The organism is Rhizobium sp. BK176 (genome assembly GCF_024808055.1).
The window spans coordinates 1-12863 of record NZ_JANUBV010000039.1 but is presented as its reverse complement, the minus strand read 5'-3'; the positions used below and the strand labels follow the sequence as shown (position 1 = coordinate 12863).

At 58.3% G+C, this 12863-nt stretch carries 11 protein-coding genes and 1 pseudogene; 5 read left to right on the top strand and 7 right to left on the bottom strand.

From position 1 onward, the window contains the following. Positions 1 to 137 precede the first annotated feature (137 nt). The 5 genes from nadC to FHT76_RS39380 form a co-directional block, all read right to left on the bottom strand. Positions 138 to 1064 (bottom strand): carboxylating nicotinate-nucleotide diphosphorylase, encoded by a 927-nt coding sequence (gene nadC / locus FHT76_RS39400; RefSeq protein WP_405049543.1) that lies wholly within the window; start codon positions 1062 to 1064, stop codon positions 138 to 140. 1 nt (position 1065) lies between these two features. Further along, positions 1066 to 2604, bottom strand: coding sequence for an L-aspartate oxidase (locus tag FHT76_RS39395; protein WP_183759183.1), 1539 nt, complete (start codon positions 2602 to 2604; stop codon positions 1066 to 1068). Further along, positions 2601 to 3572 carry a quinolinate synthase NadA gene (nadA, locus tag FHT76_RS39390; protein WP_183759184.1) on the bottom strand — a complete coding sequence of 324 codons (972 nt, stop codon included), beginning with the start codon at positions 3570 to 3572 and terminating at the stop codon, positions 2601 to 2603. The genes FHT76_RS39395 and nadA overlap by 4 nt, the downstream gene beginning before the upstream one ends. Positions 3573 to 3642: 70 nt before the next feature. Next, entirely contained in the window at positions 3643 to 4545 is a 903-nt protein-coding gene (locus tag FHT76_RS39385) for an NrtR DNA-binding winged helix domain-containing protein (RefSeq protein WP_183759185.1), read from the bottom strand. Positions 4546 to 4775: 230 nt separating this feature from the next. After that, positions 4776 to 5099: a hypothetical protein gene (locus FHT76_RS39380; protein ID WP_183759186.1), complete on the bottom strand. Its 324-nt coding sequence runs from the start codon at positions 5097 to 5099 to the stop codon at positions 4776 to 4778. Between the two features lie 315 nt (positions 5100 to 5414). Between FHT76_RS39380 and FHT76_RS39375 the strand changes: the two genes are divergently transcribed. After that, entirely contained in the window at positions 5415 to 5684 is a 270-nt protein-coding gene (locus tag FHT76_RS39375) for an RcnB family protein (RefSeq protein WP_183759187.1), read from the top strand. A 1322-nt stretch (positions 5685 to 7006) separates the two neighbouring features. Here the strand turns inward: FHT76_RS39375 and FHT76_RS39370 are convergent. Together FHT76_RS39370 and FHT76_RS39365 are read right to left on the bottom strand one after the other, a co-directional pair. Continuing rightward, entirely contained in the window at positions 7007 to 7156 is a 150-nt protein-coding gene (locus FHT76_RS39370; RefSeq protein WP_183864097.1) for a hypothetical protein, read from the bottom strand. Between the two features lie 131 nt (positions 7157 to 7287). Next, positions 7288 to 7526 (bottom strand): annotated as a pseudogene (locus FHT76_RS39365) (carboxymuconolactone decarboxylase family protein); the annotation flags it as partial. Between the two features lie 858 nt (positions 7527 to 8384). Between FHT76_RS39365 and FHT76_RS39360 the strand changes: the two are divergent. Genes FHT76_RS39360 through FHT76_RS39345 form a run of 4 tightly spaced genes read left to right on the top strand, consistent with a single transcriptional unit; the run spans position 8385 to position 12238 of the window. Then, positions 8385 to 9758: an NAD(P)/FAD-dependent oxidoreductase gene (locus tag FHT76_RS39360; RefSeq protein WP_183759189.1), complete on the top strand. Its 1374-nt coding sequence runs from the start codon at positions 8385 to 8387 to the stop codon at positions 9756 to 9758. After that, positions 9755 to 10588, top strand: coding sequence for a DUF1365 domain-containing protein (locus tag FHT76_RS39355; RefSeq protein WP_183759190.1), 834 nt, complete (start codon positions 9755 to 9757; stop codon positions 10586 to 10588). Before FHT76_RS39360 ends, FHT76_RS39355 begins: the two co-directional genes overlap by 4 nt. Then, the gene (locus FHT76_RS39350; RefSeq protein ID WP_183759191.1) at positions 10575 to 11837 is read left to right on the top strand and encodes a cyclopropane-fatty-acyl-phospholipid synthase family protein; all 1263 of its coding nucleotides are present in this window, start codon (positions 10575 to 10577) and stop codon (positions 11835 to 11837) included. The genes FHT76_RS39355 and FHT76_RS39350 overlap by 14 nt, the downstream gene beginning before the upstream one ends. Continuing rightward, complete coding sequence (locus FHT76_RS39345; protein WP_183759192.1) at positions 11834 to 12238, top strand: DUF2177 family protein; 405 nt, start codon at positions 11834 to 11836, stop codon at positions 12236 to 12238. The genes FHT76_RS39350 and FHT76_RS39345 overlap by 4 nt, the downstream gene beginning before the upstream one ends. Positions 12239 to 12863: the final 625 nt, after the last annotated feature.

Genomic DNA, 12863 nt, shown 5'->3' with positions numbered 1-12863 from the left:
TCATCCTAGCACGGCTGACAGTCGGGATCTCCGAACGCCACCGCACGGTCCTCGCCGCCAGATCGTGCCTTTCCCAGAAGCGGCGGCAGCGTCGTCAGTGTCGCGGCCCTTCGCGGATGGGCCTGCAGTCAACTTGCCTACCGACGACAGGTAAGGGACAGGGCTGCGAATCCCCTCGCCGACGTCCCGTTTGACAGTCGCCCGCTCAGTTGTTGGGGTGGAGCATCCAGTCCGATATCAAGCGTCGGCGCGCTATGGGTACACCAACCGACCGATACAAGATCGATTCCCGAGGATGCGATCATCGCTACGGTTTCGGGCGTAACCCTCCCCGATGCTTCCGCAATGGCACGCCCATCGATGATCGAAACGGCTTCGCGGAGTTGTGACGGCGTCATGTTGTCGAGCAGGACAGCATCGACACCCTCCTCCATGGCCTCGCGCAGCTGATCCAGCGTATCAACTTCGACCTCGATCTTGACCATGTGACCGACGCCGGCGCGGGCGCGTCGAATTGCGTTGACGACACCTCCTGCGATCGCAACGTGATTGTCCTTGATGAGGACGGCATCATGGAGGGCGAAACGGTGGTTCATTCCGCCGCCGGCACGAACTGCGTACTTCTCCAGCGCGCGCAACCCCGGCGTCGTCTTGCGGGTGCATGCTATCGACGCCTTTGTCCCGGCAACGGCGTCAACGAGGTTCGCCGTCACCGTCGCGATGCCTGACAGATGCCCCAGAAAATTGAGCGCCGTGCGCTCGCCGGTCAGGATGCCGCGCGACGGCCCGCTGATCGTCGCGATCGTATCACCGGGACTTACCCGACGACCGTCCTCCACCTCCCGCGTCACTGCAATCGTCGGATCGACGAGCTGGAGCGCGAGTTCCGCAGCATCAAGACCAGCTATTGTCCCGGGCTGCCGCGCGACCATGAGGAACGACGACTGGTGGTCCGCAGGGATGACCGCAGCCGACGTAACGTCGCCGGCAAGCCCAAGATCTTCAATAAGCGCGGCGCGCACCATCGGTTCGATGACAATACGAGGCAAGGGAGCAAGGGACATGTCAGGCACTCCTGGCAAAAGACTGGATATTGGCATGCGCGGCATCAAGAATGTCCGCGAGCGTCATGAACCGGCGGGTTGCAGCCGGCAGCTTTGATGGAAAGTCTGTTCGAGCATGCGCGCCACGGCTTTCCTCGCGAAGCATCGCGAAGACGGCGATCGCCAGGGCGACAATAGCCGGATCGGCTGTTAAAGTTGTGCCTTCGGCGATCGGCAACAGCGTGGAAATCGCCGTCCGAAGGGAGGCCGCGTTGCGCAGGACGCCGAGGTTAGCCGAAACGGTACCCCTTACAGCAGACGCGTCCGGCGCCTGCGAAGGAGGCATCGATCGAACCCGTCGAATGGCCCCTTCGACGGTGCCGCTGAGATCTTGCGCGGCCCGTACGCCGAGGACGGCGGCTTCGAGCAAGGAATTGCTTGCCAGACGGTTGGCTCCGTGGAGACCCGTTGACGCGGCCTCCCCGACAACCCAAAGTCCCGAAACCGAGCTCCGGCCCCTCGCATCGGTTGCAATTCCGCCCATGTGGTAGTGAACGGCCGGGCGAACGGGGATAATGTCAGAGCCCGGGTTTATGCCTGCCTCGCGGCATAGCGCATCGATGGTCGGGAAGCGGGTGGCGAACCGATTGCCAAGTGCCCCACGAGCATCGAGGAAGACGCGTCGCCCCTTTGACAGCTCGGCACTGATGGCACGCGCGACGACGTCGCGTGGCGCAAGTTCCGCCCCAGCAATACCCGACATGAAGCGCTCTCCCCGGTCGTTGAGGAGGATTGCTCCCTCGCCCCGAACCGCCTCACTCACAAGGGCAAGCGGACGCCGCGCCGAATCGAGTCCTGTCGGATGAAACTGTACGAATTCCATATCGGCAAGCACTGCGCCGGCCCTCGCAGCCAATGCAATGCCCTGACCGAAGTTGCTGACCGGATTGGTCGTGGAGTCGTAAAGGCCGCCAATCCCGCCGGTCGCCAACACCACCCGGTTGGTCGCGATGGCCGTGAGCTGCGAAGCCCTGGACACGACCACGCCGCTGACGGTCCCATCACATGTCAGAAGGGAGCGCAGCTCGGTCCCATCAAGAACGGTGATCGAGGGCGTTGCCGCAACGGCCTCAAGAAGTGCGGCGACGACGGCCGCACCTGATCCGTCTCCGGAAGCATGCACGATGCGGCGACGGGAGTGAGCTGCTTCGAGCCCCAGCACCAGGTGCCCTAAGCTGTCCCGGTCGAACGTGACACCTGCCCGCTCCAGACTAGCAATGACCGCCGGACCCTCGGCGACAATATCAGCGGCAACTAAGGGATTGCAGAGGCCGTCACCGGCCGCGAGCGTATCAACGAGATGCAGATCGGCCCCGTCATCCCTACCTAGACTTGCAGCGATCCCGCCCTGCGCCCAGGCGCTTGATGTGTGTTCTCCGATTGCCCCACGGGTGACGAGCACGACCGGTTGCGGCGAAAGCGTAAGGGTTGTCATGAGGCCGGCAAGGCCGCTTCCGACGACGACGACCTTGCCGTTCAAATCGTCGAACCGCCCGATCATATGGCGAGCATCCGCTCAACGGCCCGCCTTGCAGCGACGGCTACTTCCGGGTCGACAGTGACCTCGTGGCGATTCTGCTCGAGGGCTGTGCGGATGTTCGCCAAGGTGATCCGCTTCATGTGCGGGCAAAGATTGCAAGGGCGAATGAATTCGACATCAGGATGATGGACGGAAACATTGTCGCTCATGGAGCATTCCGTCAGCAGCACAACGCGAGCCGGGCGCCGCTGTCCGACGAAGTCCGACATGACCGCAGTTGACCCCGCAAAATCGGCGGCCGCGACGACATCGGGCGGACATTCCGGATGTGCCAAAACCGTCACGCCCGGGTGGTTTTCACGAAGTTGCCTGACATCGTCTGCCGTAAACAGCTCGTGGACCTCACAGTGACCGTGCCAGGCGAGCACCTCGACATCCGTTTCACGCGCGACGTTGCGAGCGAGATATTCATCTGGGATCATCAGCACGCGCGGTACGCCGAGCGATTCAACCACCTGCTTCGCATTACCCGACGTGCAACAAATGTCGGACGCGGCCTTCACGGCCGCCGAGGTATTTACGTAGGTAATGATAGGCACGCCTGGATGTGCCTTGCGCAAAAGCGCCACGTCCTCGGGCGTGATCGAGTCAGCAAGCGAACAGCCAGCTCCCATATCCGGAATGAGGACGGTCTTGCCCGGGTTGAGGAGCTTGGCTGTCTCGGCCATGAAATGCACGCCGGCCAGCACGATCACGTCGGCCTCGACGTCGATGGCCTTGCGCGCAAGAGCGAGACTATCGCCAACGATGTCGGCTACACCATGGAAAATCTCGGGTGTCTGATAGTTGTGAGCAAGGATGACCGCGTTGCGTTTTCGCTTGAGATCGAGGATCGCCTCGACGTCGTCTTCGAACGACATCCACTCTGCTTTCGGAATAACACGCTGGACGCGCTCATAAAGGGAGGACGCGGAAACGTTGCGATTCATGGCATGCTCCAATTTATACTCTCTATGAGTATATCGTGGACGCAATAGATATTCTCCTTTTGAGCATATGTCAACCGCGTGAAATGGGAAGCCTGGATCCGGACAGCTCGCGCTCTTCACGCACAGCATGGCGATAACGGAAAAGTTTCGCGGGCCGGCCGCCCGTTTCGCTCATCCTCTCGCCAGTTTCCTCGACAAGGTCCTGCTGTTCGATCAATCGCCGGAAGTTCTGCTTATGGAGCGTCAGCCCGGCGAGAGCCTCGACGCTGCGTTGCAATTGCAGCAAAGTGAAGCTCTCGGGCATGAGCTCAAAGACGACGGGGCGATACTTGATCTTTGCCCGCAACCTCGCAATCGCCGTTGCGAGGATACGCCGATGATCGGCAAACATTGTCCGACCGGCGTTGGCATCCATCTCCCTACCCGACTCCGCGACCAGACCCGCTTCATAGAGGAGCTCGTACCGCTGCAAGACAAGATCCTCATTCCACCGCGCGCCGCCGAACCCGAAGGCAAAACGTGCTCGACGCATTCGGTCCTGTTGCCGGTGCGGATCCCGCTCGGCCCATGCCGTCAGACGAGCTTCGATACGATCCGTGTCGGCTGGTCGCCCTGACCGCCGGTCCTCCCAGGGAAAATAGCTGTACCAGCCCTGCCAGCCAGGCCGACCACCACCCCGAGCGGCCTCTTCATGCACAAGGCCCAGGTAGCTTATCGAAATCGTCCTGCCGCCAAGGATCTCATTGTTCCTGTCGCGGTCAGCGAAGGTGTAGAGCTGCTCCAGATAGCCGACCGGATGACCGGTCTGGTCCTGAACCCATTCACGCAACCCGCTTTGCAAGGTTCTATGACCCATCTCGAAGGGCCCCGATGGCAATGCCTCGCCGGCGCGAATGGTCATGACACGTGGCTCGTTGCCTGTAACGGCAACAAGGACGGCGATCAATTCGGCGTGGGCAAACCCGATCGTCACTGGCTTACGAATCCATCTCTTCAGCTGCTGCAATTTCTGACATAACCAGATTCTGTCGGAAAGCACCGGGCAGATCGACAAACCACAAATTTGCCAGTCAGCGGCCCGAGACGAGCACGGGACGTTGCCTTCGAAAGAATGGACGAGACGGATGCCCGCAGATACATTTCCTCGTCGACAATACCAAGGGCGCTCACATTCCTATACCCAGTTGTTGATGTAAGGACTGTTCAGTCCACGTGTTCCATGACCTTTAGATCTATCGCGACGCCGCTGTCGGCGACAATGTGCAGCGTGCGGATCATGTCGGCGGCTTGGAGGAGTGCCTCGCCAAGTTCACTCCTGCTTCGACTGGGTGCCGACCTTGCAAGCGCCCAAAGCAAGACAATGGCGTCGCTCCGCGTGCCGCTTCCTGGGATGCCGACAGATTCGCGGAGGTCCCGGATAACAACAATCGACCGATAGATCAGCCCACTGAACTCGTCAGGCTGAATCTTATCGACCTCGTTCGCGGCGCGAACGAGTTGCGAAATGACGTCTGTCGCAATGGCCAAAAATTGATCCTCTCCCGCCAAACCATTGAACACACACGTGAATCAAAGTCAACGCTCGAACACAGCCGCGTTTTGATGTCCGCGGTCCGCTCCGCGCTCATGAGGCTCTCTGTCATTTGCAAGAGATGAGGCTGGAACGCGGTCAGTTTGTTGAGGTCGTCAATGCGCCTTTGCAGCAAATCAGTCCGACATGATCCGGCGACTCGGAGACAACCGGGATGAAGGTGCTGTGACTGTAAACCATCATCCCGAAATTAAGCCTCTGTTAACCGCATGGCCTCTTAGCTGCCCTCGTCCAATGAACGAGGATATCTGATGAAGCCTGTCGCTTTCGCAATTGCCGGCATGATGCTGGCAGTCTCCCACTCACAAGCAGAACAACGGCGTGAGCCAGACGAATGGGGGTACCGGCTGGACAAAGGCCGCCCAATGCAAAATTGGCGCTGGTACAGCAGCGTGAAGGACTATCACCGTTTTGGTTTGCACGAACCGGGCATCGGACAAGAGTGGGTCAGGGTCGATAACCACTTCGTGCTGCTCAATACGGCGACCGGCGTCATACTGAGCTTGTCCGCCGCCATTTGACTACGCAACTCCGAGCGCCATGGATCCCTGGAACAAAAGGGCACGTGTATTGTTCGGCCGCAGGAAGAACGGGGTCGCACTTCCCCGTCATTCCAGAAACTGCCGCTTGAACTGCCCGCTTTTTTGTTTCAGGCGGGGCATTTTTCCATTGAGCGCTCGATGCATTTCACTTCCCCTGCTGGGCAAACGGCGGTGACGGGAGGGTTCAGCCGTCGGGGCTGTGGTGCATTGTGAAGCCGAAGGAGGCCCGGCAATGCTCTGAGCAATAGCCAACGACCGTTGTTGGAACCGTCGAAAGGGAGGGTTTGCACGTCACCGTTGTTTCCCTTTCAGCATGGCCCCGCTTGTTCTCCGGCGGGGCCTTTGCGTTTCCAGAGACGCTTGTCTTCCATACAGTCGCACCGGCGTGGAAGGCCCACTGGGTCAACCACTCTCAAACCTACCTCCAGTCCGATGATCGTCCACCGTTCCTTCAGGTGGAAACTTTTTGCGCATGCGCAGGAACAAAGGCCCGATATCGACCGTTTCCCGCACGCTTCAGAATTGAAACCCCTGGAAGCACAATTCCGACCCCGCACCCGAGACTGCGGGGTTTCTTTTCCGCAGTGCGACCTGCGTCCACTGTATTAAGGGACTTTCGGGAATGCCCGATAGCAGACCGCGGCTTATGCTTTTATGCATCCTTGTTCCCAGTTGACGTTCGTCACCCTCGATCCTCGGAACGGCCGCCAGCTCCCTGCGTTCGTCTGAACGAGTTGGCGGCGTAGATAGGTTCCATGCTGCTAGGGCGGTCAAAATGCAGGAGATCATAAACCTGGCACGGCCTAGCGGGACGTCCGGATCGGATCGACCGTTGAATGCGACGGAGACGGATTCGCTGGAGACGACATTACGCACGACATCAGAACGAGTTGAACAAAGGCTTGAAGGCTTGCAAACCGTTGGATACAGTTCGACTGCGCTCTGGCTTTTGGGCGCATTTCGATGTTCATCTCCAAACCCCGCAAGCAACGCGGGGTTCTTTTTTTGCTGGCCGTCACCAATCAGCCGCCGCAAAGCATTATCTACCATCATAATTCTATTTGGAGCAGAATGCCCCGCCTCTTTAGTGTTAGCGGCTCTCGACAGATTTGGCTGAACGCCCAGGTTACTTTGAGTGCCCGGCCACTCCACCCCGCCGACCAGCGCAGGTCGGCTCGTAAAGCAGCGCGTGAACGAGCCGGGCGCCTGCCCGCAGAAAAATCTGTCCAAACGCCGACCTGCGTTGTTCTGGCCCGAGGGATGCGGCCCCGCGCAATTGGATGGACGGGTAAGACGGAGCCTCAATTGACCGATGCGTAGCCCGGCGTCTGATACAGCGTGTGCTTCCTACCCTTGATTTCAGGGATGAAACCGTCCTGGTCCCAGCGAGCTGGAGCAACGTGTTCGATCGCCACCGACACCGATCCTTCATCGTTTCCCAAGACCGACATCACGGCTTTGCTGAGCTGTGCCGCCAGTTACTTCTTTTGGCCCTCTGTCCGGCCCTTGATCATCTCTACAACGATATGCGGCATGGCACTCCCTTTCCGCCTTTTGCGTCCGCGCAACAAGATGCGTCGGTTTACCGGCCTTGGCCCTTCAATAGTTCGCCAACCACCGGAGCGGCTGAAAACGCGGCGGGCCAACCCGCATAAAGGCAACATGGGCCACAATTTCGCCAGTCTCTGCCGCCGTCAATCCGCTGTCCATCGCCTTGCCGAGATGAAATTTGATCTGGGCGACATTTCAGCCAGCCATCAGGCTGCTGACCGTGACAAGACTTCTATCCCGGGGAGCAAGTGCTTTGGACTGATCTAAATCGCTCTCCATGCGTAAACATGGACGAGAGATGTCCCGACCATGCCCGACCATGAGTGCGTGAGATGATGTGAACTGCCGCGAAGTTACGGAACTAGCCAATTCGGTTCGGGTGAAAGTTGAGGTGAAACTCATACGTCCCTTCCACCGCCACAACGCTTCAAGAAACATCAAAGGGTGCGATAGAGCCGCTCTTACGAAACAATATACGTTCCAAGATCCGAGGCGCGTCATGATAGAACATTCCTGCAGCTTGAGGTGCGACGTTGTCGTAGATCAACGTGATTGCAAGGGATCTCAAACGCTTGCGCGGCTTCTCCTTGTCGGAGCGCTGATCGAGGCCACGGCCCTGATCGCGGTTGGATGCAGCTCAATTGAAGCAAAAGGCGGGGCAACCACGGTTCCGAGGCGTGGCGCCATCACAGCATCGGCGCAAGACTGTAGCAAAAAGCCGAACTACGAAGGCATGTTGCGCACGTTGTGCTATTAATTTTGATCATCCCGCTCAAGCGGCTTCTTTACTTTTCCGTTCGACAGATCGGTATGTCGCTAGCGCGCATTGCTCCATTCCCTAATGCCCTCCACGCCACAGGCCGTCCGGCTGGATCTCAGATTGACGACTTACGGGAGTACCCGTGCCCAGCGACATCCGGCCGCCAAGAGGCGAACCGTTCACCGCGCCTTGTGACTTGTTCCGTGGAAATGCAGCCACGGCGAGGCACGATTCAAGCTCGCGTTGACAAAAAACCTGACTGAAAAATTTTCTCTCCCAACCAAACTAAGCGGAAGTTGCTCTCGTACATGCGGTTGAGGAAAAGGCTGGCCAAGGGCCGGAGACGGGCCGAACCAAGAGGACTGCACATGTCGTTTCACCATCGGAGTACGGGCGAAAAACGTCTGAATATCGCCGTAATCGGCAGTGGTATTTCTGGTCTGTCGGCGGCTTGGCTCCTGTCGCAACGCCACGACATAACGGTGTTCGAAGCTGCCGATCGCATCGGCGGTCATTGCAATACCGTCGAATTCGAACGTCGCGGTATTGCGACTACAGTCGATACCGGCTTCATCGTCTATAACGAGGTTACATATCCCAATCTGACCGCACTCTTCCGTGCGCTCGACGTGCCAACCGCGGCCTCCAACATGTCATTCGCTGTCTCGCTAAACGACGGCACCTTCGAATATTCCGGTGGCAAAGGCCTCGGTCTTTTTGCCCAGAAATCCAATTTCGTCAGACCGCGTTTCTGGTCGATGATACGGGATCTCTTGCGGTTCTATCGTTGTGCGCCGCGTGATCTAGCAATGATGGGAGGCATTTCTCTCGACGACTACCTCACCCACAACGGCTATGGTCGAGCATTCCGCGATGATCACCTTTATCCGATGGCAGCGGCGATCTGGTCGACCCCCGCCATGCAGGTTGGTGCGTATCCAGCCGCCGGCTTCGTGAAGTTTTGCCACAATCACGGGCTCCTCGACCTGCACGATCGTCCTGCCTGGCGCACTGTGAAAGGCGGCAGTCGGGAATACGTGACCAGGCTGACCCGACCGTTCGCCGATCGCATCCTGCGTTCAACAGCGGTGGACGCAATACGTCGTCTGCCCGGATCTGTGGAGATCCGGGACGCCCGTGGCGAGATGCACGTCTTCGATCATGTCGTGATCGCAACGCATGCGGATCAGGCGCTTCGCATGCTGGCCGATGCGACTTGTGACGAGCGACGAATTCTGGGTGTCTTTCGTTATTCGCAGAACGAGGCGGTGCTGCACGGGGATGCCAGCCTGATGCCGAAGCGGCGCGCTGCCTGGTCCAGTTGGAACTATGTCTCCGAGACACGAGAGGGCCCTACGCGACCGTCGATCACCTATTGGATGAACAGGCTGCAGCCTTTGGGAGCAGCACCGCCGACTTTTGTGACGCTCAACCCACGCCGCGAGCCGTGCGATGGGACCGTCATTCGCCGCGAGACCTACGACCATCCGGTATTCGACCTTGATACCGACCGGGCGCAGCATGAGATCTGGTCGCTACAGGGCCAACGCAATACGTGGTTCTGCGGCGCGCATTTCGGCTCCGGCTTCCATGAGGATGGTATTCAAGCCGGGCTTGCCGTTGCCGAGGATCTTGGTGGCGTGCGACGCCCTTGGACGGTCCCGCAGGAAAGCGGCCGCATCGTTCGCAGGCCGTTGGCAAGGCCGGTGGAACTTTCCTCAAGTCTGGAGGTGCCGGCATGACGGCCAAGCTCCAGTCGGCACTTTTTCCCGGGAAGGTGACGCATAAGCGGCTAAAGCCAAAACAGCACCGGCTGACCTATCACATCTATTCACTTCTCATCGATCTCGACGAACTTGAGGCCCTCGACCGGGGGCTGAGGCTATTTTCCGTCGATCGCTTCAACGTCTTTTCGTTTTACCGCAAGGATCGCGGCGATCGCTCCGGTTCCGACCTCAAGAAGCAGGTGGAGCGCAGTATGTTGGCGGCAGGCGTCGAGCCGGATGGCGGTTCCATTCGCCTGCTGACCATGCCGCGGCTTTTGGGTTGGGCCTTCAATCCGTTGAGCGCGTTCTTCTGCTACGGCAAGGATGGGGCGCTGAGGGCGATCCTCTGGGAGGTGGACAATACGTTCGGGGAGCGCCACGGCTATATGATCCCTGTCGAAACACCCGACGGGGCGGAGATCGTCCAGCTTTGTGACAAGGCATTCTTCGTCTCGCCGTTCATGGATATGAACCTTCGTTACGAATTCCGTGTTCTGCCTCCTTCGGACAAGATTTTAATCAGTATCGGTGCATTGGACGAGGAAGGGCTGCTGCTGACGGCTCGACATCTGGCGCAGCGGACCGAACTGACAGACGCCGCCCTGCTGAAGACATTCTTCGCCACTCCCTTACTGACGCTTCGGGTTATCGGCGGCATCCATTGGGAGGCGATAAAAATCTGGCTGAAGGGTGTTCGCCTGCGTGTGCGTCCGAAGCCGCCGAAACATTCCGTTTCCTTGGTCCGCAACGACCGCATCGAGGAAAGCGCACAGCATCGAAAGATCGAGTTTCATGAGTCAGTTTGACGATTTCTCTCATTTGCCACGTCCGCTGCCGGCTCATTGCGACGAACTAGGCTTCGGAGGCCGGCTTTTGGGACGTCTGATCGGGAATCTTCATTCTGGGCGCCTGAGGATCATGCTACCGTCCGGTATCGTTGTCGAAAAGTCCGGTACCAGACCCGGTCCCGATGCAACAATCGTCATGCGGAACTGGCGAATGCTTCGCCGCCTCGTCACGGCTGGCAGTATCGGCTTTGCCGAAGGGTTTATTGAGGAAGACTGGACGACGCCTGACCTGACGGCGGTCATTCGGCTCGCATCACGCAACAGGGATGCCCTAGCGAGGGCGATCGACGGCAACGTCTTGATGCGGCTTATCAACAGAACCCGCCATCTCCTGAATGCCAATACGAAAAATGGAAGTCGACGCAACATCAAGGCCCATTACGATCTCGGCAACGATTTCTACAGGGAATGGCTTGATGAGACGATGCTGTATTCCTCCGCGATCTTTGACAATGCGACGCTAAGCCTCGAAGCCGCCCAGCAGAAACACCTCGACCGGATTCAAGAGAAGCTTGCGCTCAAGGGCGGTGAAAGCGTGCTCGAACTGGGATGCGGCTGGGGCGCGCTTGCCCTTGAACTTGCAACCAGATCGAATGCCGAGGTCGTCGGCGTGACCCTTTCACCGTCGCAACTGGTTTGGGCGAAAGACGCGGTGAATAAAGGCAACAAGGCTCGCCAGATCGATCTGCAGTTGAAGGACTACCGCGATGTAGAGGGCCAGTTCGATCGCATTGTGTCAATCGAGATGTTCGAAGCTGTCGGCGAAGCCTATTGGGCAAGCTACTTCGAAGCCTTGAAACGCTGCATGAAAAATGACGGTCGTGCAGTGCTGCAAATCATCTCCATCGAGGAAGGCCGGTTCGAGGCCTATCGCCGCGGCATCGACTTCATCCAGAAATATATCTTCCCGGGCGGATTCCTGCCTTCGGACAAGGCGCTCGAAGCAGCGGTGTCCTCCGCGGGACTAAAACTCACGGAGATTGAGCATTTCGGGAAATCCTATGCTCGGACACTGTCGGAATGGCGGTCGCGCTTTCAAGCGCATTGGCCAGCCATTGCGAAGCAAGGCTTCGACGAGCGGTTCCGACGCCTTTGGAACTATTATCTCTGCTACTGCGAGGCGGGTTTCGAGGAGGAGTGCATCGATGTCGGGCTTTACACGATCGAACATGCTTCGAGTGCGCGCGGACAAAGGAGAGCAAAGTGAAGATGTACTTCGTTGCCTATCTCGCCACTTTGATCGTCTTTGTCGCGATCGACTTTCTCTGGCTGAGCAGCATGGCCAATCGACTGTATCGGCCGACCTTGGGTGACACGCTGACGCCGGACTTCCGGCTCGTTCCGGCTGTCGCATTCTATCTGATCTATGCGGCCGGACTTACAATTCTTGCCGTCAGGACAGGCTTGATGTCCGGTTCTCCGGCTACGGCCGCACTCTACGGCGCCATTGTCGGTTTCACCGCCTATGCAACCTACGACTTGACCAATCAGTCCACGCTGAAGAACTGGTCGACGACGTTGACAATTGTAGACGTGATGTGGGGCACAGTGCTGTCAGCTGCGTCCGCAGGCATAGGTTCCTGGATCACGCTGCGGATCGATGGATGACCCTTTGCAAATCGGATTGTTGGGCCCAGGCGAACGAGCATTCCTTTTAACGTCGCAAGGTCCGAACTTAGAGCATTCCTCACCTGCTTGCTTTCATTTTCCTGCGCCCGTTCGCTCGCGATTTCGGTCACGCCCCGCAGTCGAAACCGTAAACCGATGACATGTGAAACGACGACCAGGTATTCGGGGAAAGGGATCTTCTTTACGCCTCCACGCCAATTAAAAAAAGCACTCGACTGCCGGCGATTTTTGAACTGGGTTCCATCTCCGCTCGTAGCACCATCCCGGATATACGGCAGGATGAAAACTTGGATTACGCCTCCGTTATTTGGATTGCGATCGGACTTTCGGCTGGCATGTGCGGCACGTCGACCGTTCAGAAGCACACTGGAAACAGCGGTTGGATCGATACCGTTTGGGTCGTTTTCCGTCGGAACCGGCGGGATCGCGACGACATGTTTTGCGTCCGGTGATCCTGCTCGGCTAATGGCTATCGCCGCCATACTTGCGGTTTGGTCAGAAGGCTTGCTTAGCACTACTTTGGCAGGTTTTTAGCGGGCGGGTTATTTTTGGGATTCCCATGAAAGGGTTTGCGTGATTCATGAGAGGTCGGCTTATGGAGGGC

Bases quoted from the DNA above. Each gene is read 5' to 3' on its own strand.
- FHT76_RS39350 (WP_183759191.1), top strand. From the start codon at position 10,575: ATGAGTCAGTTTGACGATTTCTCTCATTTGCCACGTCCGCTGCCGGCT.
- FHT76_RS39375 (WP_183759187.1), top strand. From the start codon at position 5,415: ATGAAGCCTGTCGCTTTCGCAATTGCCGGCATGATGCTGGCAGTCTCC.
- FHT76_RS39370 (WP_183864097.1), bottom strand. From the start codon at position 7,156: ATGTCGGTCTTGGGAAACGATGAAGGATCGGTGTCGGTGGCGATCGAA.
- FHT76_RS39355 (WP_183759190.1), top strand. From the start codon at position 9,755: ATGACGGCCAAGCTCCAGTCGGCACTTTTTCCCGGGAAGGTGACGCAT.
- FHT76_RS39395 (WP_183759183.1), bottom strand. From the start codon at position 2,604: ATGATCGGGCGGTTCGACGATTTGAACGGCAAGGTCGTCGTCGTCGGA.
- nadC (WP_405049543.1), bottom strand. From the start codon at position 1,064: ATGTCCCTTGCTCCCTTGCCTCGTATTGTCATCGAACCGATGGTGCGC.
- FHT76_RS39360 (WP_183759189.1), top strand. From the start codon at position 8,385: ATGTCGTTTCACCATCGGAGTACGGGCGAAAAACGTCTGAATATCGCC.
- nadA (WP_183759184.1), bottom strand. From the start codon at position 3,572: ATGAATCGCAACGTTTCCGCGTCCTCCCTTTATGAGCGCGTCCAGCGT.